We start from the raw sequence: 26954 nt of genomic DNA, 5'->3' as shown, positions 1-26954 counted from the left end.
TGGGCCTATCTCGGGTCAGCCGGGCAGGCGGGGGCCCGCCTCGCGCTGCTTGGCCAGCCAGGTCTCCACCTCGTCGGCCGTACGCGGCAGCCCCGCCGACAGGTTGACCGCCCCGGTCGCGGTGACCAGCACGTCGTCCTCGATGCGGATGCCGATGCCGCGCAGTTCCTCCGGGACCAGCTCGTCCTCGGGCTGGAAGTACAGGCCGGGCTCGACCGTGAGCACGTAGCCCTCGCCGAGGGCGCCCTCGCGGTACATCTCCTTGCGGGCGTTGGCGCAGTCGTGGACGTCGATGCCGAGCATGTGCCCGAAGCCGTGCAGCGTCCACCGGCGGTAGACGGTCGACTTCTCGTCCATCGCCTCGTCGACGCTCACCGGCAGCAGGCCCAGGTCCGCCAGGCCCTCGGCGAGCACCCGCATGCACGTGCGGTGCACGTCCTTGAACGCCACGCCCGGCCGGATGAACTCGATGCCGGCCTGCTGCGAGGCGTACACGATGTCGTAGACCTGGCGCTGCAACGGGGTGAACCGGCCGTCGACCGGGAGCACCCGGGTGACGTCGGCGGTGTAGAGGTTGCGGTTCTCCACGCCCATGTCCATCAGCAGCAGCTCGCCCGGCCGGGTGGTGCCGTGGTTGTGCACCCAGTGCAGGATCGTGCCGTGCTCGCCCGCGCCGACGATCGAGCTGTAGCCGACCTCGTTGCCGTCGTGCCGGGCCCGCAGCGCGAAGATCCCCTCCAGCAGCCGCTCCGAGACGCCCCGGTCGGCCGGCAGCACCCGGGCCACGTCCTCGAAGCCCCGCACGGTCGCGTCGATCGCGTCCTGGAGCTGGGCGATCTCCCACTCGTCCTTGACCAGCTTCAGCTCGGAGATCGCGATGGCCAGCTCCCGGTCCCGAGCCGGCTGCCCCTCCTCGCGCGGCCCGTCGTACGGGAGCACGGCCTCGTCCACCCGGGTGTCGAAGCCGCGCAGCACCCGGGTGCGCCCCGGCGCGAAGTCGGCCAGCGCCGCCTCCAGCTCGCCCAGGTCGGCGGTCGGCAGGCCCAGTTCGGTCGACTTCTCGGCCAGGGTGTGCCGCCGGCCCACCCACAGCTCGCCGTGGCGGCTGCGGAAGAACTCGTCGCTGTCGCGGGAGGAGCGGGGCCGCATGTACAGGACGGCGTCGTGCCCCGAGCCGTTCGGGCGCAGCACGAGCACGCTGTCCGGGTCGTGGTCGCCCGTCAGGTACACGAAGTCGCTGCCCGGCCGGAACCGGTGCTCGGTGTCGTTGGCGCGCACCTTCTCGCCGCCGGTGGGGATCACCAGCGTCTCGCCCGGGAAGGCTGCGGAGAGCGCGGCCCGCCGCTTGGCGTGGTTGGGCACCTCCACGCGGGGGCCGACCGGGAGGGTGGTGTCCCGCCAGCCCTGGCGCATGAACGACAGGAACGCCTCCGGGAAGTCCGGGTCGTGGGACTCGGTGCCGTCCGCCGGCTGACCGCCCGTCCGGTTCTCGCTCAAGATCCGCTCCCTCCGCCTCGTCGCTGATCCGAACGGTACTCCCCGCACGCGCGGGCGGGGAGCCTGCGGTGCCCGCGACGCCCGCTCCGGCGGCGTGAAAAGATGGCCCCCATGTGCGGACTCCTGGCCTTCTTCAGCGCGAACGGCAACGCCGCCGCCTACCGCGACCACATCGCGGGGGCGTTGGAATGCCTGCACCACCGCGGACCGGACGAGACGGGGGTCGAGGTCATCGGCGACCCGAGCGGCCACGCCGACGCGGTGTTCGCGCACAAGCGGCTGGCGATCATCGACGTGGCCTCCAGCCACGAGCCGCTGCCGTACGCCGGTGGCCGGTACCTGCTGACCTTCAACGGCGAGATCTACAACTACATCGAGCTGCGCGACGAGCTGGTGCGCACCTACGGGGCCCAGTTCGCCACCGCCGGCGACGGCGAGGTGATCGTCGCCGGCTACCACTTCTGGGGCGAGCAGGTGCTCACCCGGCTGCGCGGCATGTTCGCTTTCGTGATCTGGGACCGGCAGGAGCGCCGCGCCTTCGGCGCCCGCGACAACTTCGGCATCAAGCCGCTGCACTACCTGGAGACCGCCGACGGGCTCTACCTCGCCTCCGAGAAGAAGGCGCTGCTGCCGTTCGCCCAGTCGGCGTACGCCGGGGACGCGGGCGTCGACACGGCGAGCCTGAGCCACTACCTCACCCTCCAGTACGTCCCGGAGCCCGGCACCCTGCACCGGGGGATCAGCCGGATCGGCTCGGGCGAGTACCTGAACTGGGCCCCGGGCAACCGCATCGACGTGCGCCGGTGGTACCGGCCGGTGTTCCGGCCCGCCCCCGTCAACGACGAACAGCGGCTCTACCACCACATCCGGGAGACGCTGCGGGAGAGCGTCCGGATGCACATGCGCTCTGACGTGCCGGTCGGCTCGTTCCTGTCCAGCGGCATCGACTCCACCGCCGTGGTGGCCCTGGCCCGCGAGTTCAACCCGAACATCCTGACCTTCACCGTCGGCTACGACGTCCCCGGGTACTCGGAGATCGACGTCGCCCAGGAGTCGGCCCGGCACCTCGGCGTGACCACCATCCCGACCAAGATCGGGCCGCAGGACATGATCGACGCCCTGCCGAAGATCGTCTGGCACCTGGACGACCCGGTGGCCGACCCGGCCCTCGTACCGCTGTACTTCGTGGCGCAGAAGGCCGCCGAGCACGTCACCGTGGTGCTCTCCGGCGAGGGCGCCGACGAGTTCTTCGGCGGGTACACCATCTACCGGGAGCCGCTGTCGCTCAGCGGCGTCAACGGCCTGCCGGGCGGGGTGCAGAAGGGCCTGCGGGCGGTCTCGAAGGCGATCCCGCAGGGGGTCAAGGGCAAGAGCTTCCTGGAGCGCGGCACCACCCCGATCGAGCAGCGCTACTACGGCAACGCCCGGATGTTCACCGAGGAGGAGAAGCAGCACCTGCTGCGCCGCTACGACCCCTCGGTGCGCTACACCGACGTCACCGCCCCCATCTATGCCGAGTGCACGGAGCTGGACGACGTCACGAAGATGCAGTACGTCGACCTCTACACCTGGCTGCGCGGGGACATCCTGGTCAAGGCCGACCGGATCTCGATGGCGCACTCGCTGGAGGTCCGGGTGCCGTTCCTGGACAAGGAGGTCTTCGACGTGGCCTCCATCATTCCGGTGGACCTGAAGCTCCCGCCGCGCTCGGAGGCCACCAAGTACGCCATGCGCCAGGCCCTCCAGGGTGTGGTTCCGCCGGCCATCGTCAACCGCAAGAAGCTGGGCTTCCCGACCCCCACCCGGGTCTGGCTGCGCGGCGAGATGTACGAGTGGGCCCGCTGGGTCCTCTCCACCTCGGGCGCGGGCGACCTCATCGACCTGTCGTACGCGATGCGGCTGCTGGAGGAGCACAAGCGGGAGGAGGCCGACCACTCCCGCAAGGTGTGGACGGTGCTGATCTTCTGCATCTGGCACGCCATCTTCGTGGCCAAGACCCTCGACCCGGGCATCCGGCGCAACCAGTCCGCCCTGCTGACCAAGCCGGTGGTCGGCAGCATGGTCCGCTGACCTGTTGAGGAAGGGCCCCGGCCGAACGGCCGGGGCCCTTCTCTCTGCGCCGGGCCCGAGCGGGCGGTCCTGACGCGCGCCGCACCCGGCGGGCGGGCGGCGTCGGGTCAGGTGCGGGCGCAGCTCACCGTGGGCAGCCCGGTCGCGCCGCTGCTGGCCACGAAGCCGAACGTGGTCGTCCCCTCCGGGGCGACCGTGCCGTTCCACGCGGCATTGGTCACCGTCGTGGTCTGCCCGGACGTGGTGAACGTGCCGCTCCACAGGCTGTTGATCGTCGTCGCGCCGGGCCAGGCCAGGGTGGCCTTCCAGCCGGCGAACGGCGTCGCGCCGTGGTTCATGATCGTCACCTCGCCCTGGAACCCGCCGGACCAGGCGTTGGTCACCTTGTAGACCGCCATGCAGTCACCGCCGTGCGGCGGCGGGGTGGTCGGCCCCGGCGGGGGAGTGGTCGGGCCGGGCGGCGGCGTCGTCGGGTTCGGCGGCGGCGTGGTGGGGTTCGGTGGCGGGGTGGTCGGGTTGGGCGAGCCGCCGATGCCGGTGACCTCGCCCCGGCCGCCGTCGAAGGTCACGTCGGAGCAGCCGAAGAAGTTCTCCTGGCTGTCCGAGCGGACCCACCGCGAGTAGATGACGTGCCGGCCGCTCTTGTTCGACGGCAGGTTGCCGCTGAAGTAGTAGTGCCCCTCGTTGGTGCCCACCCCGCCGTTCTGCGGCGGGTTGGTCACCGTGAGGAAGGGCTGCTCCTCCAGGTCGCCCCAGGCCAGCGGCCGGTTCGGGCTCCAACTGTCCTTCGTCACGTAGAAGTAGAAGGTGCCCGGGTGGTGGGCCCAGTTGCTGTACTTGAAGTCGAACCTCGCCCCGGCGGTCAGGTGGGTCAGCGGCCAGTCGGTGCGGGCCAGGTCGTAGCCGGTGTAGCCGGGGTTGCCGCCGCTGCACAGCTTGCCGTCGGGGATGAAGCCGACGGTGCGACCCCCGGCGTCGGAGCGCAGCACGCTGAACCAGTTGTACAGCGAGTTCGCCCCGCTCTGCGCGACCGCCGCCGTGCAGGCCGGGTTGACCGGCCTGATCTCGCCGGTGGGGGTGAGGCCGTCCTTCCAGCACAGGTAGGTCCGGCTGCCGGGGGTCATCGCGGCGCCGTGGGCGGCGGCCGGGTCGGGGTCGGGCACCAGGGCGACGGCGCCCGCCGTGAGGGTGGCGACCGCGATGAGCAGCGCGGCCGTACGGGAACGGGTCACGGGTTTCTCCTGACTCGCGGGACGAGGCGCACCGGACGTCCCGCTGCGAACGAGCGGATTGGCGATCACGGTGCCGTGCCCTGCGCGGAGGGCGTGCGGGGCGCGGCTCACCGACGGTCCGTCTCGGCGGACCGGACATGCCCTCGCGCTGGCTCTCTCCCGGCGCCGGCGGACGCGACAGCCCTCGCGTCGACCGGCAGCGCCATCTCACCACGCCGAGCCGTTCCTCCGCAATAGCCGCTTGTCGATGGGATTCAGTGTCGCGGCCGGCCCCGGGTGGAGGTGCGCCACTGCCCTCGTGACGGGACGGCGCCGGACGCCGCACGCCCCCGGCGGCAGGGCCGCGCCGGACGCCGCACGCCCCGCGCGGGCGGCGTGCGGGCCGGCGTGCCCGCCGCCAGACCGGATGGGACAGGATCGGGTACGGCAGCCGAACGGACGGAGGGGATCGGAATGGGATACGCGGTGGTGCTCGGTGAGGCCCTGGTCGACCTGCTCGACGCCGAGTGCGACGGCCGGCCCGTCTTCCGGCAGGCCGTCGGCGGCGGGCCGCTCAACGTCGCCGTCGGGGTGGCCCGGCTCGGCGGGCGGGCGCAGTTCGTCGGCTCGTTCGGCGACGACGTGCTCGCCGGGCGCATCCGCGCCTTCCTGGCCGACGCCGGGGTCGGGCTCGACGGCGCGGTCACCGTGCCGGCGGCGACGGCCCTGGCGGTGGCCACCCACTCCGGCGTCGAGCCGGACTTCCGGTTCTACGGAGAGCCCCCGTCGTATGGGCTGCTCACCGCCGACGACCTGGACGTCGGTCTGGTCTCCGGTGCCGACGTGCTGTACTGCGGGTCGATCGTGCTGCTGGTCCCGGGCGTGCTGGCCGCCGCGCGCCGCGCCTGGTCGGCGGCGGGCGGCCTGCGGGTCTTCGACCCGAACGTGCGGCCCCGGCTGCTCGACGGGCCCACAGCGCTGGCCGGGCTGCGCGGGACCGTGGCCGAGTTCGCCGCCTCCGCCCACCTGGTCAAGCTCAGCGCGGCCGACGCGAAGCTGCTCTACCCCGGGGAGCCGGTCGAGGGGGTCGCGGCCCACCTGCGGGAGCTGGGGGCCGGGACCGCCGTGGTCACCCTCGGCCCGGACGGCGCGGTGGTCGCCGCCGCCGGGGCCGACCCGGTACGCGTGCCCGCGCCGAAGGTGCGCGCGGTGGACGCCACCGGGGCGGGCGACTCCGTCATGGCGGCGCTCATCGCCGAGCTGCTGGTCGACGGGGAGCCCGAGGCCCCGGCCGACTGGCACCGGCGGGTCGCGTTCGCGCTCCGGGTCGCCGGCCTGGTCTGCGAGTCGCCGGGCGGCGCGGTCGCCATGCCCACCCGCGCCGAGGTCCTGCGCCGGTTCCCCCACTGACGACCCGGCCCCGCAGGACCGGCTCGCCGCCCCGGAGGTCGGTCCGCGGTCCGGGAGGCCGGTCCGCCGGGGCCGGTCCGTCAGCGGGAGCGGGCCAGGGTCAGCGCGGCGACCAGGGAGAGCGCGGCGGCCCCCGCCAGCACGACGGCCATCGGCAGGGCGCTGCCCTCGCCGCCGAGCCCGACCAGCGGGGCGGCGAGCGCGCCGATCACCGACTGGAGGGCGCCCATCAGGGCGGCGGCCGTGCCGGCGTGGGTGGCGTGCCGGTCCAGCGCCAGCGCCGCGCTGTTGGGCGTCACCATGCCGATGGTGCCGACGAAGACGAACAGCGCCACGGCGACCGGCCACAGGCTGTCGGCGGCGGCACCCCCCAGCACGCCCACGGCGGCCCCGACGCCGACCAGCAGGCTGGCCAGCAGCAGCACCCGGGGGGTGAACCGGTCGAGCAGGCGGGCGTTGGCCTGCCCGACGGCGACCAGGGCGAGCGCGTTGGCCCCGAAGATCAGCCCGAACGTGCTGCCGGAGACGCCGAACACGTCCTGGAAGACGAACGACGACCCGGAGATGTAGGCGAACAGAGCGGCGAAGGCGAGCCCCTGCGTCAGCACGTACCCCAGGTAGACCCGGTCGGTCAGCAGCGACCCCATGGCCCGGACGGTGCCGGCCAGGCCCCCGCTGCTGCGCCGCTCGACGGGGAGCGTCTCGGGCAGCCGCCAGGCCACGGCGGCGGCGAGCAGCAGGCCGATCACGGCCAGGCAGACGAAGACCGCCCGCCAGGACCCGAACCGCAGCACCAGGCCGCCGACGCTGGGCGCGGCCACCGGGGCGATGCCGAAGACCAGGGTGAGCCGGGAGAAGTACTTCGCGGCGGCCCGGCCGGCGTAGAGGTCGCGCACGACCGCCCGGGACACCACCACGCCCGTGCCGCCGGCGAAGCCCTGCACGAACCGGACCGCCGCGAGCAGCCCGGCGTTCGGGGCGACCGCGCAGGCCAGCGAGAGCAGCGCGTACGCGCCGAGCCCGATCAGCACCGGCCGACGCCGGCCCCATCGGTCGCTGAGCGGGCCGGTCACCAACTGGCCGGCGGCCATCCCGATGAGGCAGGTGGTCAGGGAGAGCTGGATCTGGGACTGGCTGGCGTCGAGGTCGTCGGCCATGGCCGGGAACGCCGGCAGGTACGTGTCCAGGGAGAAGGGGCCGATCGCGGTGAGCAGCCCGAGCAGCACCAGCAGCCCGATTCCGCCGCCCCGCCCGGCGGCCTGCGCCCCGGTCTTGTAGACGGGCGTCGCGGCGGGGCCGCCGGGGCCACGTCGACCGGCGACCGGCGCCGGACGGGTCGGATGCGCCGCGCGCGCCATGAAGCCCCCCCAGGGAAGTCGAGTCCGGGTAACCTTACCTCTGGTCTCAGACATGTTTCACCGGGAAGTAGGTGACCTCGTGCCGACCGACGAGACCCCCGTGCGGCTCGCCGCCGCCGTGGGGGACCTGCACCGGCTGCTGCGCCGTTCGACCGCCCTGCGGGCCAATCGGCCGCTGCTGCCGGAGGCGCAGGTGGAGCTGCTGCTGGTGGTCCGCGCCCACCCCGACGTCACCGTCAAGGAGGCGGCCCGCCGGCTGGGCACCGCGCCGAACACGGTGAGCACCCTGGTCGGCGACCTGGTCGACGCCGGGCTGCTGGGCCGCGAGCGCGACCCGGACGACCGGCGGCTGGTCCGGCTGCGCCTCACCGACGCCGCGTGCCGGCGGATGGCCGACCACGAGCGGCACCGCGCCGAGCTGCTCGCCGCCGCCCTCACCGCCCTCGACCCGGCGGCCCGCCGCGCCCTGCAGGTGGCCCTGCCCCACCTCGCCCACGTGGCCACCCTCGTCGCGCACGGCGACCCCGGTCAGGCGGCCCCGTCCAGCTCGGCGTAGCCGCGGCGGGCCGCGCGGTCAGGCGGCCCCGTCGGGCGAGGGCACAGGTGCGGCGGGCCGCGTGGTCAGGCGGCCCCGTCCAGCTCGGCGTAGCCGCGGCGGGTCGCCACCAGGGCGGCACGCGGGCCGAAGGGGGCCTCGGCGGCCACCCGCTCCGGCGGGGCACCGTCGGCGTGGCCGGCCCGGATCAGCCGGGCCAGCTCCGCGAGCTGCCCCTGCTGGGCCCGCACGAACCCCGGGTCGACCAGCTCGCCGTGCCCGGGCACGACCACCGTGCCCGGGGTGGTCAGCCGCAGCAGGTCGGCCACCGCGTCCGGCCACCGCAGCGGGTACGACTCCTCGAACGCCGGTGGGCCGCCCTGCTCGACCAGGTCCCCGGCCACCAGCACGTCCGCGTCCGGCACGTGCACCACCAGGTCGCCGCCGGTGTGCCCGGGCCCGGGGTGACGCAGCAGCACCCGCCGCCCGCCCACGTCCAGCACCGCCTCCGAGCGCACGGCGTGCGTCGGGGCCAGCAGCTCTGCGTCCGCCAGCTCGGCGGCCAGCTCCGGGTGGGTCTCGCGCATCTCCTCGTACGCTGCCCGGCGCACCTCGTCGGGGCGCTCGCGCAGCGCCTCGGCGGTGGCCTCGTGCGCGTACACCGGCCGGGCCGGGTCGGCGGCGAGGAGCGCGTTGCCGAAGCAGTGGTCGAAGTGGTGGTGGGTGTTCACCACCGTCCACGGGTGTGCGGTGACCGCCCGGGCGGCGGCGGCCAGCCCGGCGGCCTGCCCGGCGGTGGAGAGGGTGTCCACCACCAGGGCCGCGCCGTCGCCGACGACCAGCGTGACGTTGACGTCGAGCAGCGGCTCGCGCAGCACGTGCACCCGGTCGGCGACCTCGACGAAGCGGGGCGTCACGACGCCGGTGGCCCCGCCGCGTCGGCCCGGCCGGGCGTACCCGTCGTCGCGGGGGCAGCCCCGGCCCGCTCGACGAAGCGCTGCCGGTCGACCAGCACCCGGTCCACCCGCCCCGCCGCGACGGTCTCCCCGCCGTCGCTGACGGTCACCTCGAAGCGCAGCCGACGCCCCGCGACCTCGGCGAGCGTCGCCCGCGCCACCACCGTCCGGCCGACCGGGGTGGGCGCGCGGTGGTCCAGCTCGACGCGGAGCCCGACCGTGGTCCGGCCCGGCGGCAGGGCGGCGGCGGTCGCCGCCACCGTGGCCGCCTCGGCGAGGGCGACCACCCGGGGGGTGCCCAGCACCGGCACGTCACCGGAGCCCACCGCCTGCGCGGTGTCGGCGTCGGTCACCGTCAGCTCGACCCGGGCGGACAGGCCCGGCGCGAGGGGTTGCTCGGACTGCTCCTGCATGGGGCACAGCCTAGGTGGTCGGCGTGGGCCCTCCGCGGTGCCGCCGTTAACCTGGACGGCGATGGCCGTCGCGACTGACCCCAAGCCCCCCGCCCCCACCGGACCCCCGGAGACCCCCGACGGCGGGCGCCGCCGGGTGGTCGCCATGGTCGTCTGGGCCGTCGCCTTCGTGGCCGGCTGGCTCGTCATCGGCCTGCCCACAGACCCGGCGTACGCGTTCCTCTGGATCTGGGCGGGCACCATCGCCTGGAACTCCCACCGCCCGTGGCGCAGCCACCTGAGCTTCGCCCGGGACTGGGTGCCGGTGGTGCTGCTGCTGTTCGTCTACAACCTCTCCCGGGGGTTCGCCGACAACGGTGCCGTCCCGCACGCGATGGAGCTGATCGTCGCCGACCGGTTCATGTTCGGCTGGGCCACCGGCGGCGAGGTGCCGACCGTCTGGTTGCAGGAGCACCTCTACCGCCCCGAGGTCCGGTGGTGGGACGTGGCGGTGAGCTGGGTCTACTTCTCGCACTTCGTGGTGGCGCTCGCCGCCGCCGCCGTGCTCTGGATGCGCAACCGGCGACGCTGGGCGGCGTTCATGCGCCGCTGGGGCTTCCTCTGCGCGACGGGCCTGGTGACGTACTTCCTCTACCCGGCGGCCCCGCCCTGGTGGGCGGCGCAGAACGGGCTGCTCACCGAGGTCGCCCGGATCTCCACGCGGGGGTGGAAGGCGTTCGGCATGCACGGTGCCGGCAACCTGCTCAACGCCGGGCAGATCGCCTCCAACCCGGTGGCCGCGATGCCGTCGCTGCACACCGCGTTCGCCCTCTTCGTGGTGGTGTTCTTCCTCCGCTCCGTCCGCCGCCGCTGGTGGCCGCTGCTGCTCGCGTACCCCCTGGCGATGACCTTCACCCTGGTCTACTCGGGCGAGCACTACGTCATCGACGTGCTGGTCGGCTGGGCGTACGTGGGCATGACCTTCCTGGCGGTCGGCCTGGCGGAGCGCTGGTGGGCGGCCCGCCGGGCGCGCCGCGGCCCGACCGGCCCCGGCGACCCGGACGACGAAGCCGGCCCGGCCGAACCCGCCGGCCCGCTCCCGTCCGCCCCCGCCACCACGGCCGGTGACCCCCCGGCGGTCCCGGCCGCCCGCTGACCCCGCCCGGCCGCGTCGCCGATCGTCAGCCGGCGCGGCGGGCCGCGTGCGCCCGGGCGGTCAGCTCCGCCGCCAGCCACCACGCCTCGGCCAGGTCTCGGTCAGGTGCGGCGGCGCCGGCCCCGCCCGCCGTGTCCGCGTGCACGGTCGCCAGCCGTAGCCGCCGCTGCGCCGGCCCCTGGGTCACCCGCACGCTCTGGATGCGGGCGTACGGCACGACGGTGAGCTGCCGGGTGAGCAGCCCGGAACGGGCGGCGAAGACCCGCTCGTCGAGCCCCGCCCCGACCGCCCGGCGGCTCAGCGGGCGCAGCCAGCGGGCCCGGGTCGGCGGGAGGGTGGTCGCCAGCGCGCCCAGCCGCACGCCGGGCAGCACCTCCGCGACGATCGCCTCCCCGGTCGGGTGGTCACCCACGGGCAGCAGCCGGTCCGGCCGGTTCCGGTCGTCGCCCTCGGCCGCGGAGTAGCCGGCCACCTCCAGGCGCAGCCGCAGCCAGCCCTTGGCGCGCCAGAGCAGCGGCCAGGTCACCCCGACCGTCTGCACCCGGCTCAGCGGCACGGTCTGCGCGCGGGTCTCCAGCAGGCCGTTGCGGACGCGCAGGGTGCCCTCGTCCCGCGCCAGCCGGAAGTTCCAGTCGTCCAGGACCCGGCGCACCGGTTGCAACAGCACGCCGGCCATCGCGGTGATCGTGCTCGCCACCGCGATGAACGAGTACGAGCCCTCGGAGACGAACTGGGCCACGACGAAGGCCACGCCGAAGGGGAGCAGGAACGCCTGCGGGGTGAGGAGCTGGCTGACCAGCAGGTCCCGGTTGGACACCGCGTGCAGCGCGCGCCCCGGCGGGGGCGGCACCGCCGGCGCGACGTCGTCCGGCGCGGGCTGCGGCCCCGGGGCGGGCGCCGGGCCGGCGAGCGCGAGGAGCCGCCGCCGCAGGACGCCGGCCTCGGCCACCCCCAGGTACGCCAGCGGCGCCTCCGTCTTCGCGCCGCCGACCACCTCCAGCCGCAGCTCGGCCAGCCCGGTGAGCTGGGCGAGCAGGGGGCGGACCACCTCGACGGCCTGGAGCCGCTCCAGTGGGATCGCCCGGGTGCGCCGCCAGAGCAGCCCCTCGTGCACCCGCAGTTCCCGGCCGACCACGTGGTAGCCCGTGTTGTACCAGCTCACGACTGCGAGCACGGTCGCGCCGAGGGCCAGCAGGGCCGCCATCAACGCGAACCACCCGAACCCGACCCGGGAGAGGGTCGACCACGACAGCCCGGCGATGACCACGACGAGGGACTTGGCCCCGTGCAGCACGGGACTCAACGGGTGCAACCGCTGCCGGGGCTCGGCGTCCGCGACGCCGCCCCGACCGCCCGGCCCCCCGTCCCCGGGCGCCGTGGCCGGGGCGGGCAGCGGGGCCGGGGTGGGGGGTGGGGGCGGGTCGGGCATGGGGAGGTCGGGGGTCACAGGGGCTCCGTGCGGGTCTCGCCGAGGGCGGTGAGCCGGTCGCGCAGCCGGGACGCCTCCGCCGGGCGCAGCCCGGGCACGCGGGCGTCGCTGGCCGCCGCGGCGGTGTGCAACTGCACGGTGGCCAGGTTGAACGCCCGCTCCAGCGGGCCGGCGCTGACGTCGACGAACTGCATCCGCGAGTACGGCACGACGGAGAGCCGCCGGACCAGCAGCCCGTGCCGGACCAGCAGGTCGTCCTCGCGTTCGGCGTACCCCCAGGCGTGCACCGCCCGGACGATGGTGACCACCCGCACCGCGCCGACCAGCACCACCGCGCCGACGGCGACGCCGAACAGCCGGTGCCCGGACATCACCCAACCGACCGCCAGCCCGACCAGCACCACCCCGAGCAGCCCTGCCAGGCGCAGCAGCTCGACCCGGATCAGGTCGGTCGAGACCGACTGCCAGCGGACGGTCTCCGGCCAGGGCTCCAGGGGGCCCGCCGGTGCGCCGGTCGGGGGTGGTGGGGGACAGCCGACGGGCTCGCCGGTCACCGGGGTCGTCCGCTCTGCGCGCTCACCAGTCGAGCGTAGGCGATCAGGCCAGCGGCGAGACGTCCCGCAGGAAGCCCCGGGCGTCGAGGAAGCCGCCGAGGTGCTCCCGGTGCGCGGCGCAGGCGAGCCAGGTCTTGCGCCGGTCGGCCGTGTGCAGCCGCGGATTGTTCCAGCGCAACGCCCACTCCGCCGGGGCGCGGCAGCCCTTGGCCGAACAGATCGGCGCGGCGTCGGCACCCTTGGCGGGGCCCGCGTCGGCGGCGTCGTCGGGGAGGGAGGCGCTCACCCGGGCCAGTCTAGGGGCCGGCGGGGCGAGGCGGGAAGATCAGAGCGCCGGGCGGCCACGGGGGGAGCCGCCCGGCGACGGGGAGAATCGTACACACGCCGGGCCCCTCGATGTCCAGCCGTGGACCGGCGTTTCGGTACCACGGGACGGCGTGGCGAGAATCGTCTTCTCCCCGCCTCGGCTCTCAGCCGGGCATGCGAGTCTTGATACGCACCACGCCGCGACGACCGATCATGCTGTGGAGGACCGGTGGCCCAGCCGACCACGCCCGACGCCCCGACGCCGAACGGCACCGCGCCGGAGCCGCCGCCCCCGCCGACCGCCGCGCCCGCGACAGGCACCACGCCCGCGACGACCACCCCCGCGCAGGACGCCACCCTGCTGGAGCGGGCGCTGTTCGAGATCAAGCGGGTGATCGTCGGGCAGGACCGGATGGTCGAGCGGATGTTCGTGGCGCTGCTCGCCCGGGGCCACTGCCTGCTGGAGGGCGTGCCCGGCGTGGCGAAGACCCTGGCCGTGGAGACCCTCGCCAGGGTCGTCGGCGGGTCCTTCGCCCGGGTGCAGTTCACCCCGGACCTGGTCCCCGCCGACATCATGGGCACCCGGATCTACCGGCAGTCCAGCGAGAAGTTCGACGTCGAGCTGGGCCCCGTCTTCGTCAACTTCCTGCTCGCCGACGAGATCAACCGGGCCCCCGCGAAGGTGCAGTCGGCGCTGCTGGAGGTGATGAGCGAGCGGCAGGTCTCCATCGGCGGCCAGAGCCACCGGGTGCCGGACCCGTTCCTCGTGATGGCCACCCAGAACCCGATCGAGCAGGAGGGCGTCTACCCGCTGCCGGAGGCGCAGCGGGACCGCTTCCTCATGAAGATCGTGGTCGGCTACCCCACCGACGCCGAGGAGCGGGAAATCGTCTACCGGATGGGCGTGACCGCGCCCGAGCCGGCGCGGGTCTTCGACACCGAGGACCTGGTCGCCCTCCAGCGCAAGGCCGACCAGGTCTTCGTGCACAACGCGCTGGTCGACTACGCGGTCCGGCTGGTGCTGGCCACCCGTGCCCCCGCCGCGCACGGCATGCCCGACGTCGCCCGCCTGATCCAGTACGGCGCCAGCCCGCGCGCCTCGCTCGGCCTGGTCCGGGCGACCCGGGCGCTGGCGCTGCTGCGCGGCCGGGACTACGCCCTGCCGCAGGACGTGCAGGACGTCGCCCCCGACATCCTGCGCCACCGGCTGGTGCTCAGCTACGACGCGCTCGCCGACGACGTGCCGGCCGACCACGTGGTGCAGCGGGTGATGTCGACCATCCCGCTGCCGGCGGTGGCCCCGCGCCAGCAGGCCACCCCCGGCAGCCCCCCGCCGGCCGGCGCCGGGTGGCCCGGGCAGCGGCCGTGACCTCACCCGCCCCCGCCCCCTCCCCGGGCGCGCGGTGGTCGCCGTCGCCCGCCGCCGCGCCCCGCAGCGAGGCGCTACTGTCCCGGCTCCAACTGCTGGTCACCCGCAAGCTCGACGGCCTGCTCCAGGGCGACTACGCCGGCCTGCTGCCCGGCCCGGGCAGCGAGGCGGGGGAGTCGCGGGAGTACCGCCCCGGCGACGACGTGCGCCGGATGGACTGGCCGGTGACCGCCCGGACGACGACGCCGCACGTGCGGCGTACCGTCGCCGACCGGGAGCTGGAGACCTGGCTCGCGGTGGACCTCTCGGCGAGCCTGGACTTCGGCACCGGCCGGTGGCTGAAGCGGGACGTCGTGGTGGCCGCCGCCGCCGCGCTGACCCACCTGACCGTGCGCGGCGGCAACCGGATCGGGGCGGTCGTCGGCAGCGGCGCCGCCACGGACGCCCCGGCCGGTCGCCGCCGGGGCGCGTCGCCGCCGGCCGGCCCCGGGCAGATCGTCCGGCTGCCCGCCCGGGGCGGGCGCCGGGAGGCCCAGGGACTGCTGCGCGCGATCGCCGGCACCGAGATCCGGCCCGGTCGTAGCGACCTGGGCGCGCTGGTCGACGCGCTGAACCGGCCGCCCCGCCGGCGCGGCGTCGCGGTCGTGATCTCCGACTTCCTCGCGCCGCCGCAGCAGTGGGCCCGGCCGCTGCGCAAGCTGCGCGTGCGGCACGACGTGCTGGCGATCGAGGTGGTCGACCCGCGCGAGCTGGAGCTGCCCGACGTGGGCATCCTGCCGGTGGTCGACCCGGAGACGGGGGAGCTGCACGAGGTGCAGACCGCGAACCCCCGGCTGCGCCGTCGGTACGCCGAGGCCGCCGCCGCCCAGCGGGCCGAGATCTCCGCCCAACTCCGGGGGGCCGGGGCGGCCCACCTGCGACTCCGCACCGACACCGACTGGCTGCTCGACATGGTGCGCTTCGTCGCCGCGCAGCGGCACGCCCGCACCCGGGGGACGACACGATGATCCGTTTTCTGCAACCGTGGTGGCTGCTGGCCGTGCTGCCGGTGCTCGCCCTCGCCGGGGCGTACGTGTGGCGGCAACGGCGTCGCCGGGCGTACGCGATGCGGTTCACCAACGTGGACCTGCTGCGCACCCTCGCGCCGAAGGGGCTGGGCTGGCGTCGGCACGTCCCGGCGGCGGCGTTCCTGCTCTCCCTGCTGGTGCTCGCCACCGGCCTGGCCCGCCCGGCGGTCGACACCAAGGAGCCGCTGGAGCGGGCCACCGTCATGCTCGCCATCGACGTGTCGCTGTCCATGCAGGCCGACGACGTGTCGCCGAACCGGCTGGAGGCGGCGCAGGAGGCGGCGAAGCAGTTCGTCGGCGAGCTGCCGGAGACCTACAACCTCGGGCTGGTCTCGTTCGCGAAGTCGGCGAACGTGCTGGTGCCGCCCACGAAGGACCGGGACGCGGTGACCCACGCCATCGACGGGCTGGTGCTGGCCGAGGCCACCGCCACCGGGGAGGCGGTCTTCACCTGCCTGGAGGCGATCCGGACGGTGCCGGCCGACGGCGCGGCGGGCATCCCGCCGGCCCGGATCGTGCTGCTCTCCGACGGGTTCCGCACCTCGGGCCGGTCGGTGGAGGAGGCCGCCGCCGCCGCGCAGGCCGCCAACGTGCCGGTGTCGACGATCGCCTTCGGCACGGACTCCGGGCAGGTCGACATCGGCGGGCAGCTCCAGCGCGTGCCGGTGGACCGGCTCGCGCTGGCCGACCTCGCCGAGACCACCGACGGCTACTTCTACGAGGCCGCCTCGGTCAGCGAGCTGAAGCAGGTCTACCAGGACATGGGCAGCTCGATCGGGTTCCGCACGGAGCCCCGCGAGATAACCCAGTGGTACGCGGGCATCGCCCTGCTGCTGGCGCTGTGCTCGGGCGCGGCGAGTCTGCTCTGGTCGTCCCGGCTGCTCTGAGCCCCCGCCGCCGGGCCCTCGTGGTTCCGGCCCCCGGACCGTCGTCGCTCCGGTGCCCCCGGGCCCTCGTCGTTCCGACCCGGCGGCGCCGTTCCGCCCCGCCGGCGGTCGCTCCGGGGTTGCCCCGCGCGTCGCCCCGGCTCCCGATCGCGGGGCCGGGGCGACGCCGTCCGGCGTGCTGCCGGGCCGCCTCGAAACCTCCGAAAACAGCGGTGCCGTCCTGGGGTCGTGTCCCGGCCTCCTTCCGCGCCACACCGCGCGACCGGGTGGGCTCCCGATCAGTGAAGCGGCGTGAACTGGAGATCCCTGCCATCCCCGCGAGATCAGGTTTCCGAAATGTTTCCGAAAGGTGTTGACAGTCCGGCGCGGGCGGGCCGACACTTTCGCCATCGACAGACGTCGACGAATGTCGATCTCACCTCACCCGCCACGATCCGGTCCGCCGCTCGTCCGTTGCGCCGGCCGGGGCCCGCCGCTCCGCCCGCCGCCGACCCCCGTGGCCGTCGTCCTGCGCGCCGACGGCCCCGCCGGATCGCGGTTCGCCACCCGGCCGCCCACCGGCCCTCACGAGGAGGAAGCACGCCCATGAACGACGCCCCCGTTCGCCCGAAGCCCCGCCGGCGCGGCCTAGTCCGGCTGCTCGTGAGTGGTGCCTGCGCCCTGGCGCTGGTCGCGGTCACGGCGCTGCTGCCCAGCGCCGCCAGCGCGGCCGTCACCACGAACCAGGAAGGCAACCACGGCGGCTACTTCTACTCGTTCTGGACCGACAGCCAGGGCACGGTCTCCATGGAGCTCGGTTCCGGCGGCAACTACAGCACGTCGTGGCGCAACACCGGCAACTTCGTCGCCGGCAAGGGCTGGAACCCCGGCGGCCGACGGACCGTGAGCTACTCGGGCAGCTTCAACCCGTCCGGCAACGCCTACCTGACCCTCTACGGATGGACGCGCAACCCGTTGGTCGAGTACTACATCGTCGACAACTGGGGCACGTACCGGCCGACGGGCACCTACCACGGCACCGTCACCACCGACGGCGGCACCTACGACATCTACAAGACGACCCGCTACAACGCCCCGTCGATCGACGGCACCAGGACCTTCGACCAGTACTGGAGCGTGCGGCAGTCGAAGCGGACGGGCGGCACCATCAACGCCGGCGCCCACTTCGACGCGTGGGCCGGCAAGGGGATGAACCTCGGCAGCCACTACTACATGATCATGGCCACCGAGGGCTACCAGAGCAGCGGGAACTCCAACATCACGCTGGGCGGCACGACCAACCCCGGCCCCACCCCGACCGGCGGCACCGGCGGCTGCACCGCGACGCTGTCGGCGGGCGACCAGTGGAGCGACCGGTACAACCTCAACGTCGCGGTCTCCGGCTCCAGCAACTGGACCGTGACGATGGACGTCCCGTCCCCTGCCAAGGTCATCGCAAGCTGGAACATCTCCGCGAGCTACCCGACGGCCCAGCGGTTGGTCGCCCGGCCCAACGGCAGCGGCAACAACTGGGGCGTCACGATCCAGCACAACGGAAACCGGACCTGGCCGACGGTCTCCTGCGCGGCCGGCTGATCCCGACCCGACCCGCGCGGTGCGGCGGCGGCCAGCCGCCGCACCGCTGCTGTCGGTGGCTGGCGGTCCGGTGCCGGCCCTCTCGGTGGCCGCGGGTTCAGTGACCGGCGCCGGCCAGCACGAAGACGACCGCCACCCAGACGGCGGCGAGGGTGAAGCCCAGCGGGGCGACGTAACGGCTCATGGGAAGGCTCCGGTGGCGGCTGGTCGGTCCACGCTGGCACGGGGACCTCAGGGGAGAAGGTGGGACGCGCGCACACGAAGGAGTCGTGACCGGGGTGCTCCCCACGCCGGCCGGTCTTCGCCGGCGGTACGACACGGCCACCCCGCCCGGGAGCCGGGAGGATGAGGCGGTGCGGGGGAGCGGAGCTGGGTCAGCTCACCTGCTGAGTCGTGGCTCAGCGGGGCTGACGTTCGGCCCGGCCACGACTCGGAGGATCGCTATCTCGCACAGCGATCACCTCCTGCGGTCGGCCTGGCCCGGAACGCGGATCATCGTACACCCGACCGCCGCACGCCTCGTAGTCGGCAGGGCGGCCGATGGGGTCGGGAAGGGGCCCCTCCACAACCGAATGCGTTAACAAGGTGCCCCTCCTTGCGTCGCGGGCGCGGGGCGCGTTACTGCTTACCTGCCGGTAACACCTAGGCTCCGGACCGACGTGGATCGTGAGCAGAGGGGGAACCGTGGCCCGTACCGTGCTGGTGACCGGCGGCAACCGGGGGATCGGCCTGGCCATCGCGCAGGCCTTCGCCAAGCAGGGCGACCGGGTGGCGGTGACGCACCGCAGCGGCGAGGCCCCCGAGGGGCTGTTCGGCGTCAGGTGCGACGTGACGGACTCCGCCTCCGTCGACGCGGCCTTCACCGCCGTCGAGGCCGAGCTGGGCCCGGTCGAGGTGCTGGTGGCCAACGCGGGCATCACCGACGACACCCTGATCATGCGGATGTCGGAGGAGCAGTTCACCCGGGTGCTGGACACCAACCTCACGGGCGCGTTCCGCTGCGCGAGCCGGGCGTCGAAGAAGATGCTCCGCGCCCGGTGGGGCCGGATGATCTTCATTTCCTCGGTGGTCGGCCTCTACGGCGGCCCCGGCCAGGTCAACTACGCGGCGAGCAAGGCCGGCCTCGTCGGCGTGGCCCGCTCGATCACCCGGGAGTTGGGCGCGCGCAACATCACCGCCAACGTCGTCGCGCCCGGTTTCGTCGAGACCGACATGACCGCCGTGCTGCCCGAGGACCGCAGGGCCGAATACCTCAAGGCCATCCCCGCCGGCCGGCTCGCCTCGCCCGAGGAGATCGCCGGAGTGGTCGCCTGGCTGGCCTCGGACGCCGCCGGCTACATCTCCGGCGCCGTGATCCCGGTCGACGGCGGCCTCGGCATGGGCCACTGACCCTTATCTACGTACGGAGGAACCCCCGGATGTCCGGACTGCTCGCCGGTAAGCGGCTGCTCGTGACCGGTGTCATCACCGACGCCTCGATCGCCTTCTCGGTGGCGAAGCTCGCCCAGGAGAACGGCGCGCAGGTCGTGCTCACCGGCTACGGCCGGCTCTCCCTCGTCGAGCGGATCGCCAAGCGGTTGCCCGAGCCGGCCCCGGTCATCGAGCTGGACGTGACCAGCCCCGAGCACCTCGCGGGCCTGGCGGACAGGGTCCGCGAGCACGTCGACGGCCTCGACGGGGTGGTGCACTCGATCGGCTTCGCCCCGGCGAGCTGCCTCGGCGGCGGGTTCCTCGACGCCCCGTGGGAGGACGTGGCGACCGCGCTGCACGTCTCGACGTACTCCTACAAGTCCCTGGCCATGGCGGCGCTGCCGCTGATGCAGCCGGGCGGCGCGGTGGTCGGGCTCACCTTCGACGCCACCAAGGCGTGGCCGGTCTACGACTGGATGGGCGTGGCCAAGGCGGGCCTGGAGTCGGCCTCCCGCTACCTCGCCCAGCACCTGGGCGGGCGGGGCATCCGCAGCAACCTCGTCGCCGCCGGCCCGCTGCGCACCATCGCGGCGAAGTCGATCCCGGGCTTCGAGCAGTTCGAGCAGGCGTGGACGGAGCGGGCCCCGCTGGGCTGGAGCCTCACCGACGCCGAGCCGGCCGCCCGCGCCTGCCTGGCGCTGCTGTCCGACTGGTTCCCGGCGACCACCGGCGAGATCGTCCACGTCGACGGCGGCTACCACGCCCTCGGCGCCTGAGGTGCAAGGAAGGGCCCCCGTTAACGCTTCCGGTATAGCAGGGGGCCCCTCCTGACAACCGCGACACCGGGGGGCCGCCCGCCCGTCACGGGCGGCGGGGGAGAATGGACCCATGGCGTACGACGCGTTGGTGCTGGTCTCCTTCGGCGGCCCTGAGCGGCCCGAGGACGTGCTGCCCTTCCTCCAGAACGTGACCCGGGGGCGGGGCGTGCCCCCGGAGCGGCTGGCGGAGGTCGTCGAGCACTACCAGCACTTCGGCGGGGTCTCCCCGATCAACCAGCAGTGCCGCGACCTGCTCGCCGCCATCCGGGCGGACTTCGCCGCCCACGGCGTCGACCTGCCCGTCTACTGGGGCAACCGGAACTGGCACCCGATGCTCGCCGACACCGTGGCGCAGATGCGCGACGACGGGGTCACCAACGCCCTGGCGTTCGTCACCAGCGCGTACGGGGGCTACTCCTCCTGCCGGCAGTACCAGGAGGACATCGCCGCCGCCCGCGCCGCCGTCGGCCCGGACGCCCCGCTGATCGACAAGCTCCGCCAGTTCTGGGACCATCCCGGTTTCGTCGAGCCGCACGTCGACGCGGTGCGGGCCGCCCTCGCCCGCCTCGACCCCGCGAAGCGGGACAGCACCCGGCTGGTCTTCACCGCCCACTCCGTGCCCACCTCGATGGCCGCGAACGCCGGCCCGCACGGCGGCCGGTACACCGCCCAGCTCGCCGAGGTGGCCCGGCTGGTGCACGCTGCCGCCGCCCCCGACCTGCCGTACGACCTGGTGTGGCAGAGCCGCTCCGGCCCCCCGCACGTGCCGTGGCTGGAGCCGGACGTCAACGACCACCTCGCCGCGCTCGCGGAGGCCGGCGGCACCACCGGCGTGGTGGTCAGCCCGATCGGGTTCGTCTCCGACCACCTCGAGGTGGTGTGGGACCTCGACACCGAGGCGCTGGAGACGGCCAGGCGGCTCGGGCTGGACTTCGTCCGGGCGGGCACCCCCGGCACCGACGCGCGCTTCGTGACCATGGTGCGTGAGCTGGTCGCCGAGCGCACCGAGCCGGGCGGGGAGCGGCTGCGCCGCCGCCTCGGCGAGCTGCCGCTGTGGGACACCTGCCCGACGGTGTGCTGCGTGCCCACCCGCCGACCCTGACCCGCCCCCGACACCCCTGGGATGTTTCGCATGTACGAGCGTAAGCCGGTGCAGAGCTGGCTGACAGACATGGACGGCGTGCTGGTGCACGAGGGCCAGCCGGTTCCCGGCGCGCCGGAGTTCATCAACAAGCTGCGCTCCTCCGGCAAGCCCTTCCTGGTGCTGACGAACAACTCCATCTACACCCCCCGCGACCTCCAGGCCCGGCTGACCCGGATGGGCTTCGAGGTGCCCGAGCACGCGATCTGGACGGCGGCGCTGGCCACCGCCCAGTTCCTGGCCGACCAGCGGCCGGGCGGCACGGCGTACGCGATCGGGGAGGCGGGGCTGACCACGGCGCTGCACGCGGCCGGCTACGTCCTGTCCGACTTCGCGCCCGACTACGTGGTGCTCGGGGAGACCCGGACGTACAGCTTCGAGGCGATCACCAAGGCCGTCCGGTTGATCAACGAGGGGGCGCGTTTCATCTGCACCAACCCCGACGTCACGGGCCCCTCGGTCGAGGGCGCGCTGCCGGCGGCCGGCTCGGTCGCGGCGATGATCTCGAAGGCGACCGGGGTGGAGCCGTACTTCGTCGGCAAGCCCAACCCGATGATGATGCGCTCGGCGCTGAACACCATCGACGCGCACTCCGAGACGACCGCGATGATCGGCGACCGGATGGACACCGACGTCCTCTGCGGCCTGGAGGCCGGGCTGGAGACCATCCTGGTGCTGACCGGCATCAGCACGCGGGCGGAGGCCGAGCGGTACCCGTACCGCCCGTCGCGGATCGTCGAGTCGGTCGCCGACCTGATGGACGAGATCTGACCCCTCCGGGTCAGGGGCGCAGCGGGGCGTTGCAGGCGGCGACGAGCGCCTGCCGGCAGGCGGTGGTGAGCGGGCGCAGCGCCGCGTCGCGCTGCTGGGCCTCGTAGTTGTTGACCGCCCCGCCCGGCGCGCTGTGCCCGGCCAGCGCCAGCACCCGGTCGAGCACGGCCGCGCGGGCGTACAGCCGCCGCGCCCGGGGGTCGAAGCCGGGCGGCAGGTCGGTGGTGCCGTCGGGGCGGCGCAGCGCGGCCAGCGCGCCGGCCAGCTCCGGCCGCCACTGGGCCACGTCGAGCCGGGTCAGCGCGGCGGTGGTCTCGGCGAGCGCGGCGGCCAGCTCGGCCTCCGCCTCGGCGGCCCCCGGCGCGGCCAGCGACGCGGCCGGCGCGTCGGCCGGCAGCGGGTAGACCCGCCACAGCACCGTCTCCCAGGTCATGCCCGACCCGGAGGTGTGGGTGCGCACCTCGGGGATCAGCCCGAGGCCGCCGGCGACGACCGCCTCGCCGGCGAGCAGCGCCGCGCCGGTGAAGTCGCCCGGCCCGGGCAGCCCCCGGGGGTCGCCGGGCGCGGGCAGCACCAGCCGGATCACGTCGGGGGAGAGTTTCGCCAGGGCGGGCAGCGCGTCCCGCAGCGGGACGTCGGTCCAGGTGCCGGGGGCGTCGGCGACGAGGTGCTCCTCGTCGCCGGCGATCTCCTCGGCGATGTCGTCGTACGGAACGAGCCCGGCGCGCCACGCGCGCACCCAGGCCACGAACCGGCTCGACCGGCGCGGCGTAAGCGTGACCGCACCCGTTGCGGGGAGGGACATGCAAGAGAGGGTACGTCGTGTGCGCCGCCCGTGTCTCGACTGCGGCCCGCCCGGCATCCCCTACCGGACCCCGCCCTCCCCCTCCCGGCGATCCGGGGCGTGCCCTGCCCGAACGCCCCTCCTGTCCGGTCCTGCGCGGCGCGACCCCGATCGACGGCCGCCGACACGTGTGCCCCGTGGCCCGCCGCGCCTGCGGCGTGGCTCACGCGCGGCCGACGGCGCGGTGCCGGGCGCGGCGGCGTGGCCGGGGTTAGCGTGTCGGGATGGCGGGGCGGTACGGCGAGGACGTGTTGGCGGGAAACTGGCGGCGGCGGAAGGTCGTGCCCGAGGTGGACGCCGAGCCCGACCTCGTGGTCGAGGACCCCGACTCCGGGTTCTGCGGGGCCGTGGTCGGCTTCGAGGCCGGCGCGGTCGTCCTGGAGGACCGGCACGGCCGGCGGCGCAACTTCCCGCTGCTACCGGCGGCGTTCCTGCTCGACGGCGAGCCGGTGACGCTGCGCCGGCCCGCCCGCGCGCCGGTGCCGGCTGCCCGGCGGCGTACGGCGTCCGGCTCGATCGCGGTGGCCGACGTCCCGGCGCGCGTGGCCAAGGCCAGCCGGATCTGGGTCGAGGGCGTGCACGACGCCGCCCTGGTGGAGCGGATCTGGGGCGACGACCTGCGGATCGAGGGCGTGGTGGTGGAGCCGCTGGACGGCATCGACGCCCTCGACGAGCGGGTGCGCGAGTTCGCCCCCGGCCCCGGCCGCCGGCTCGGGGTGCTGGTCGACCACCTGGTGCCCGGCTCGAAGGAGAGCCGCATCGTGGCCCGGGTGACCTCCCCGCACGTGCTGGTCACCGGGCACCCGTACGTCGACGTGTGGCAGGCCGTGAAGCCGGCCGCCCTGGGCATCGCGGCGTGGCCCGTGGTGCCCCCGGGCCGCCCCTGGAAGGAGGGCGTGTGCGCGGCCCTCGGGGTGGCCGAGCCGGCCGACATGTGGCGGCACATCCTGTCCCGCGTCGACACCTTCGCCGACGTCGAGACCCCCTTGATCAACGCGATGGAACGCCTGATCGACTTCGTCACCACCTGACCCGGCGGTCGGGCCGGGTCAGGGCTCCTCGTCCGGCGTGCGGGTCAGCACGAAGGTCGCCATGTCGAGGGCGGTCGGGCGGCCCGCGTCGTCGCGCAGCACCGTGATGATCTCGCCGTCCTGGGAGCCGGAGCGCCCCCGCCAGCGGTCCGGCCCCTCCGGGGTGAAGCGCAGGTCCGGGTTGCCCACCCGGCCGCCCCGCAACTCCCCGGTGGCCGCGTCGGCGCGGAACTCGAACTCGATGCCCATCCACCACCACCGGCCGGTCAGCTCGGTCAGCTCGGCCGGGGGCGGGGCGTCGGCCGGGCGCCACGGCGCGGCGGGCTCGGGCAGCGCGTCCAGCACGGTGTCGAGCACCTCCCGGCCCAGGCCGCCGAGGTGGCCGACCCGCAGCCCGTACGAGTTGGCGAAGCCGACGACGGCGGTGCGGGTGCGGCGGTGCACGGCGAGCGTGGCGACGTACCCGGGCATCGAGCCGCCGTGGCCGACGTACACCCGGTCCCCGGAGCGGTACAGCTCCAGCCCGACGCCGTGCCCGGCGGTCCACGACTCGGGGTCGCTCATCGTCACGGTGGCGCACATCTCGGTGAGCGTCTCCGGGGCGAGGACGGCCGGGTCCGGCTCGGCCAGGAACGCCGCCCAGCGGGCGAGGTCGGTGACGGTGGACCAGAGCTGACCGGCGGGGGCCAGCGCCCCGGTGTCGGTGCGCGGCTCCTCCCGCAGCGTGTCGTGCCACGGGTGCACGACGTACCCCAGGGCGAACGGCTCGGTGGCCTGGTAGGTGGTGCGCTGAAGGCCCAGCGGCTCCAGGAGCCGCCGCCGGAGCAGGTCGAGCCAGGGCGTGCCGGTGACCGCCTCCAGCACCCCGCCGAGCAGCCCGTAGGCGAGGTTGGAGTAGTGGTAGACCCGGTGCGGCGGGTAGGCGATCTTGGCCTCGCCCACGCCGGCCAGCACGGACGCCAGGTCGCCGACCTCGGCCCGCTCCCACCACGGCCCGTCGGGCTCGCGTTGCAGACCGCCGGCGTGGCCGAGGAGCTGGCGCAGGGTGAGGCGGCCCACGCCGGTGCCGGGCAGGTGCCGGTCGAGGGGGTCGTCCAGGGCGAGCGCGCCGGCGTCTCGCTGCTGCATGACCAGCACCGCGGTCATGGTCTTGGTGATGGAGCCGAGCCGGTACTGCCGGTCGGCGTCGGGGCGGGGATGGTCCCCGGCGGCGGCGAGGTGGGCCAGCCCGCCGTCGCGCACCACGCCGAGCACGAGCGAGGGGGCGCGCCCCTCGGCCTGTGCCCGGGCGACCCGGGCGTCGATCTGTCGGACGGTCTCGGGCGGCAGCGACACGGCTTCTCACTCCCTCGCAGGACGGCTGCCGCCGACCCTACTGATCTTGCCCACGGGCCGCACGTGCATAAGCGTGTCACTCTTGGGAGGTGGACGCGGTGTTCTGGGTCGTACTGGGTGTGCTGCTGGCGGTCGCCGAGATCTTCACGACGACGCTGTTCCTGATCATGTTCGCGGTGGGCGCGTTCGCCGCCGCGGGGGCCGCCGCGCTGGGCGCGGGGACGGCCGTTCAGGCGGTGGTCTTCACGGTGGTCTCCGCGCTGACCGTGGCCGTCGCCCGGCCGGCGATCCGGCGGCACGCCCGCTCGTCGTCCGACGACCCGGGGCGGCCGTTCGGGGTGGAGGCGATCGAGGGGGCCACGGCCCTGGTGCTGGAGCCGGTCGACACCGACCACGGCCTCGTCAAGATCGACGGCGAGCTGTGGAGCGCCCGGTCGTACGACGCGACGCAGAGCTTCCCCGCCGGCCGGCGGGTGCGGGTAATCAAGGTCCAGGGCGCGACCGCCCTGGTGTGGGATGACGACATTTCCACCCCGGGCGAGCTGCCTGGAACGGGAGGGTGAAGACATGGAGTTCGTGACGGTGCTGTTGGCCGCCATGGCGTTGATCGTCGTGGTGACCCTGATCAAGGCGGTGCGGATCGTGCCGCAGCAGCGCCAGGACGTGGTGGAACGGCTCGGTAGGTACAAGCGCACGTTGAACCCGGGCCTGAACCTGCTGGTCCCCTTCGTCGACGCGGTCCGCACCAAGGTCGACATGCGGGAGCAGGTCGTCAGCTTCCCGCCGCAGCCGGTGATCACCTCCGACAACCTGGTGGTGTCGATCGACACGGTGCTCTACTTCAAGGTCATCGACTCGGCCCGGGCCACGTACGAGATCTCGAACTTCCTCCAGGCCATCGAGCAGCTCACCGTCACCACCCTGCGTAACGTGATCGGCTCGCTGGACCTGGAGCGGGCGCTGACCAGCCGCGAGGAGATCAACCGGCACCTCTCGGGCGTGCTGGACGAGACCACCGGCCGGTGGGGCATCAAGGTCACCCGGGTGGAGATCAAGGCGATCGAGCCGCCGCCCAGCATCCGCGACTCGATGGAGAAGCAGATGCGCGCCGAGCGGGACCGCCGCGCGGCCATCCTGAACGCCGAGGGCCACAAGCAGTCGCAGATCCTCACCGCGGAGGGCGAGAAGCAGGCCGCGGTGCTGCGGGCCGACGGTGACCGGCAGGCCCGGATCCTCCAGGCCGAGGGTCAGGCGAAGGCCATCCGCACGGTCTTCGACGCGATCCACCAGGCCAACCCGAGCCAGAAGGTGCTCGCCTACCAGTACCTCCAGGCGCTGCCGCAGATCGCCAACGGCACGGCCAACAAGGTCTGGATCGTCCCGGCGGAGCTGACCAAGGCCCTGGAGGGGATGGGCGGCGCGCTGGGCGGGCTGAGCCAGATGGCTGGCGACGCGCCGGCACCGGAGGCCGCCGCCACCGCGAGCGAGGTGGAGCGGGAGGCCGCCGAGGCCGCGCGGGCGGCGACCGCCGCCGCCCAGCAGATCCACGACGAGGTACGTGTCGCGGAGGCGCAGGCCACCGGCGGGAACTCCCCGCAGGGGCTGCCGGCCCCGGAGCCGGTCTCCCCGGCCAGCCTGCTGGGCGACCCGGCGCAGCGGCACGAGCGCGCCTGAGGTAGCCGCGCGGGCGCGCCCGACGTAACCGCGTGGGCGCGCTCGGTGGAGCAGAATACGAATAATCCTCATGCGGCGCTCCGGCACCTGACACCATCGGTCCCGAGGACGGGTGGTGACCAGGAGCCGGGGCGCCGCGGCGCGTCCCGCTCCGCCGA

25 protein-coding genes are annotated in these 26954 nt (G+C 74.5%); 15 read left to right on the top strand and 10 right to left on the bottom strand.

Annotated features, from left to right (window positions below):
* Nucleotides 1–15 precede the first annotated feature (15 nt).
* Entirely contained in the window at nucleotides 16–1413 is a 1398-nt protein-coding gene (locus tag LPU43_RS10155; protein WP_229400362.1) for an aminopeptidase P family protein, read from the bottom strand.
* A gap of 195 nt (nucleotides 1414–1608) precedes the next feature.
* Here LPU43_RS10155 and asnB point away from each other — a divergent pair, with 195 nt between their 5' ends.
* Entirely contained in the window at nucleotides 1609–3567 is a 1959-nt protein-coding gene (gene asnB, locus LPU43_RS10150; protein ID WP_229400021.1) for an asparagine synthase (glutamine-hydrolyzing), read from the top strand.
* Between the two features lie 107 nt (nucleotides 3568–3674).
* Here asnB and LPU43_RS10145 read toward each other — a convergent pair whose 3' ends face one another.
* Nucleotides 3675–4799, bottom strand: coding sequence for a lytic polysaccharide monooxygenase (locus tag LPU43_RS10145; RefSeq protein ID WP_229400020.1), 1125 nt, complete (start codon nucleotides 4797–4799; stop codon nucleotides 3675–3677).
* A 453-nt stretch (nucleotides 4800–5252) separates the two neighbouring features.
* Here LPU43_RS10145 and LPU43_RS10140 point away from each other — a divergent pair, with 453 nt between their 5' ends.
* Nucleotides 5253–6188: a PfkB family carbohydrate kinase gene (locus tag LPU43_RS10140; protein ID WP_229400019.1), complete on the top strand. Its 936-nt coding sequence runs from the start codon at nucleotides 5253–5255 to the stop codon at nucleotides 6186–6188.
* An 80-nt stretch (nucleotides 6189–6268) separates the two neighbouring features.
* Here the strand turns inward: LPU43_RS10140 and LPU43_RS10135 are convergent, their stop codons facing one another.
* Nucleotides 6269–7546: a multidrug effflux MFS transporter gene (locus tag LPU43_RS10135; RefSeq protein ID WP_229400018.1), complete on the bottom strand. Its 1278-nt coding sequence runs from the start codon at nucleotides 7544–7546 to the stop codon at nucleotides 6269–6271.
* Between the two features lie 52 nt (nucleotides 7547–7598).
* Between LPU43_RS10135 and LPU43_RS10130 the strand changes: the two genes are divergently transcribed.
* On the top strand, nucleotides 7599–8102 hold the full coding sequence (locus tag LPU43_RS10130; RefSeq protein WP_373321683.1) for a MarR family winged helix-turn-helix transcriptional regulator: 504 nt from the start codon (nucleotides 7599–7601) through the stop codon (nucleotides 8100–8102).
* A 65-nt stretch (nucleotides 8103–8167) separates the two neighbouring features.
* On the opposite strand, the gene LPU43_RS10125 is transcribed toward LPU43_RS10130, so the two are convergent.
* On the bottom strand, nucleotides 8168–8998 hold the full coding sequence (locus LPU43_RS10125; protein WP_229400016.1) for an MBL fold metallo-hydrolase: 831 nt from the start codon (nucleotides 8996–8998) through the stop codon (nucleotides 8168–8170).
* Nucleotides 8995–9450 carry a thioesterase family protein gene (locus LPU43_RS10120; protein ID WP_229400015.1) on the bottom strand — a complete coding sequence of 152 codons (456 nt, stop codon included), beginning with the start codon at nucleotides 9448–9450 and terminating at the stop codon, nucleotides 8995–8997. The genes LPU43_RS10125 and LPU43_RS10120 overlap by 4 nt, the downstream gene beginning before the upstream one ends.
* Nucleotides 9451–9511: 61 nt before the next feature.
* Here LPU43_RS10120 and LPU43_RS10115 point away from each other — a divergent pair, with 61 nt between their 5' ends.
* Nucleotides 9512–10585, top strand: a complete 1074-nt coding sequence (locus LPU43_RS10115; RefSeq protein WP_229400014.1) for a phosphatase PAP2 family protein — start codon at nucleotides 9512–9514, stop codon at nucleotides 10583–10585.
* A 25-nt stretch (nucleotides 10586–10610) separates the two neighbouring features.
* Here LPU43_RS10115 and LPU43_RS10110 read toward each other — a convergent pair whose 3' ends face one another.
* Genes LPU43_RS10110 through LPU43_RS10100 form a run of 3 tightly spaced genes read right to left on the bottom strand, consistent with a single transcriptional unit; the run spans nucleotide 10611 to nucleotide 12854 of the window.
* Entirely contained in the window at nucleotides 10611–12014 is a 1404-nt protein-coding gene (locus tag LPU43_RS10110) for a PH domain-containing protein (protein WP_229400361.1), read from the bottom strand.
* 14 nt (nucleotides 12015–12028) lie between these two features.
* Nucleotides 12029–12568, bottom strand: coding sequence for a PH domain-containing protein (locus LPU43_RS10105; protein ID WP_229400013.1), 540 nt, complete (start codon nucleotides 12566–12568; stop codon nucleotides 12029–12031).
* 43 nt (nucleotides 12569–12611) lie between these two features.
* Nucleotides 12612–12854, bottom strand: a complete 243-nt coding sequence (locus LPU43_RS10100) for a hypothetical protein (protein ID WP_229400012.1) — start codon at nucleotides 12852–12854, stop codon at nucleotides 12612–12614.
* 249 nt (nucleotides 12855–13103) lie between these two features.
* Here LPU43_RS10100 and LPU43_RS10095 point away from each other — a divergent pair, with 249 nt between their 5' ends.
* From LPU43_RS10095 to LPU43_RS10060, 8 genes are all read left to right on the top strand, one after another.
* A complete protein-coding gene (locus LPU43_RS10095) occupies nucleotides 13104–14243 on the top strand; it encodes an AAA family ATPase (RefSeq protein ID WP_229400011.1) in 1140 nt (379 codons plus the stop codon).
* Nucleotides 14222–15250, top strand: coding sequence for a DUF58 domain-containing protein (locus LPU43_RS10090; protein ID WP_373321682.1), 1029 nt, complete (start codon nucleotides 14222–14224; stop codon nucleotides 15248–15250). Before LPU43_RS10095 ends, LPU43_RS10090 begins: the two co-directional genes overlap by 22 nt.
* Nucleotides 15247–16197: a VWA domain-containing protein gene (locus LPU43_RS10085; protein ID WP_229400010.1), complete on the top strand. Its 951-nt coding sequence runs from the start codon at nucleotides 15247–15249 to the stop codon at nucleotides 16195–16197. Before LPU43_RS10090 ends, LPU43_RS10085 begins: the two co-directional genes overlap by 4 nt.
* A gap of 585 nt (nucleotides 16198–16782) precedes the next feature.
* Nucleotides 16783–17772 carry an endo-1,4-beta-xylanase XynA gene (xynA, locus tag LPU43_RS10080; RefSeq protein WP_229400009.1) on the top strand — a complete coding sequence of 330 codons (990 nt, stop codon included), beginning with the start codon at nucleotides 16783–16785 and terminating at the stop codon, nucleotides 17770–17772.
* A 684-nt stretch (nucleotides 17773–18456) separates the two neighbouring features.
* Nucleotides 18457–19161, top strand: a complete 705-nt coding sequence (fabG, locus tag LPU43_RS10075) for a beta-ketoacyl-ACP reductase (protein ID WP_229400008.1) — start codon at nucleotides 18457–18459, stop codon at nucleotides 19159–19161.
* Nucleotides 19162–19190: 29 nt separating this feature from the next.
* Nucleotides 19191–19958 (top strand): enoyl-ACP reductase FabI, encoded by a 768-nt coding sequence (gene fabI / locus LPU43_RS10070; RefSeq protein WP_229400007.1) that lies wholly within the window; start codon nucleotides 19191–19193, stop codon nucleotides 19956–19958.
* A 112-nt stretch (nucleotides 19959–20070) separates the two neighbouring features.
* Nucleotides 20071–21102 (top strand): ferrochelatase, encoded by a 1032-nt coding sequence (locus LPU43_RS10065; protein WP_229400006.1) that lies wholly within the window; start codon nucleotides 20071–20073, stop codon nucleotides 21100–21102.
* A 30-nt stretch (nucleotides 21103–21132) separates the two neighbouring features.
* The gene (locus LPU43_RS10060) at nucleotides 21133–21912 is read left to right on the top strand and encodes an HAD-IIA family hydrolase (RefSeq protein WP_229400005.1); all 780 of its coding nucleotides are present in this window, start codon (nucleotides 21133–21135) and stop codon (nucleotides 21910–21912) included.
* A gap of 10 nt (nucleotides 21913–21922) precedes the next feature.
* On the opposite strand, the gene LPU43_RS10055 is transcribed toward LPU43_RS10060, so the two are convergent.
* Entirely contained in the window at nucleotides 21923–22717 is a 795-nt protein-coding gene (locus LPU43_RS10055; RefSeq protein WP_229400004.1) for an Rv1486c family protein, read from the bottom strand.
* A gap of 263 nt (nucleotides 22718–22980) precedes the next feature.
* Here LPU43_RS10055 and LPU43_RS10050 point away from each other — a divergent pair, with 263 nt between their 5' ends.
* Nucleotides 22981–23787, top strand: a complete 807-nt coding sequence (locus tag LPU43_RS10050) for a DUF3097 domain-containing protein (protein WP_229400003.1) — start codon at nucleotides 22981–22983, stop codon at nucleotides 23785–23787.
* A gap of 18 nt (nucleotides 23788–23805) precedes the next feature.
* Here LPU43_RS10050 and LPU43_RS10045 read toward each other — a convergent pair whose 3' ends face one another.
* Complete coding sequence (locus LPU43_RS10045) at nucleotides 23806–25122, bottom strand: serine hydrolase domain-containing protein (protein WP_229400002.1); 1317 nt, start codon at nucleotides 25120–25122, stop codon at nucleotides 23806–23808.
* An 89-nt stretch (nucleotides 25123–25211) separates the two neighbouring features.
* Here LPU43_RS10045 and LPU43_RS10040 point away from each other — a divergent pair, with 89 nt between their 5' ends.
* Nucleotides 25212–25685: an NfeD family protein gene (locus LPU43_RS10040; RefSeq protein WP_229400001.1), complete on the top strand. Its 474-nt coding sequence runs from the start codon at nucleotides 25212–25214 to the stop codon at nucleotides 25683–25685.
* Between the two features lie 4 nt (nucleotides 25686–25689).
* Complete coding sequence (locus LPU43_RS10035) at nucleotides 25690–26796, top strand: SPFH domain-containing protein (protein ID WP_229400000.1); 1107 nt, start codon at nucleotides 25690–25692, stop codon at nucleotides 26794–26796.
* Nucleotides 26797–26954: the final 158 nt, after the last annotated feature.

Source organism: Micromonospora okii, assembly GCF_020884795.1.
GTDB lineage: Bacteria > Actinomycetota > Actinomycetes > Mycobacteriales > Micromonosporaceae > Micromonospora > Micromonospora okii.
This window is presented reverse-complemented; position numbering and strand designations above follow the sequence as displayed.

Coding starts and splice junctions, on each gene's coding strand:
- fabI (WP_229400007.1), top strand. CDS start 19,191: ATGTCCGGACTGCTCGCCGGTAAGCGGCTGCTCGTGACCGGTGTCATC.
- LPU43_RS10050 (WP_229400003.1), top strand. CDS start 22,981: ATGGCGGGGCGGTACGGCGAGGACGTGTTGGCGGGAAACTGGCGGCGG.
- LPU43_RS10130 (WP_373321683.1), top strand. CDS start 7,599: ATGTTTCACCGGGAAGTAGGTGACCTCGTGCCGACCGACGAGACCCCC.
- LPU43_RS10035 (WP_229400000.1), top strand. CDS start 25,690: ATGGAGTTCGTGACGGTGCTGTTGGCCGCCATGGCGTTGATCGTCGTG.
- LPU43_RS10155 (WP_229400362.1), bottom strand. CDS start 1,413: ATGCGCCAGGGCTGGCGGGACACCACCCTCCCGGTCGGCCCCCGCGTG.
- LPU43_RS10060 (WP_229400005.1), top strand. CDS start 21,133: ATGTACGAGCGTAAGCCGGTGCAGAGCTGGCTGACAGACATGGACGGC.
- LPU43_RS10110 (WP_229400361.1), bottom strand. CDS start 12,014: ATGCCCGACCCGCCCCCACCCCCCACCCCGGCCCCGCTGCCCGCCCCG.
- LPU43_RS10120 (WP_229400015.1), bottom strand. CDS start 9,450: ATGCAGGAGCAGTCCGAGCAACCCCTCGCGCCGGGCCTGTCCGCCCGG.
- LPU43_RS10085 (WP_229400010.1), top strand. CDS start 15,247: ATGATCCGTTTTCTGCAACCGTGGTGGCTGCTGGCCGTGCTGCCGGTG.
- LPU43_RS10055 (WP_229400004.1), bottom strand. CDS start 22,717: ATGTCCCTCCCCGCAACGGGTGCGGTCACGCTTACGCCGCGCCGGTCG.
- LPU43_RS10135 (WP_229400018.1), bottom strand. CDS start 7,546: ATGGCGCGCGCGGCGCATCCGACCCGTCCGGCGCCGGTCGCCGGTCGA.
- LPU43_RS10140 (WP_229400019.1), top strand. CDS start 5,253: ATGGGATACGCGGTGGTGCTCGGTGAGGCCCTGGTCGACCTGCTCGAC.
- LPU43_RS10065 (WP_229400006.1), top strand. CDS start 20,071: ATGGCGTACGACGCGTTGGTGCTGGTCTCCTTCGGCGGCCCTGAGCGG.
- xynA (WP_229400009.1), top strand. CDS start 16,783: ATGAACGACGCCCCCGTTCGCCCGAAGCCCCGCCGGCGCGGCCTAGTC.
- asnB (WP_229400021.1), top strand. CDS start 1,609: ATGTGCGGACTCCTGGCCTTCTTCAGCGCGAACGGCAACGCCGCCGCC.
- LPU43_RS10115 (WP_229400014.1), top strand. CDS start 9,512: ATGGCCGTCGCGACTGACCCCAAGCCCCCCGCCCCCACCGGACCCCCG.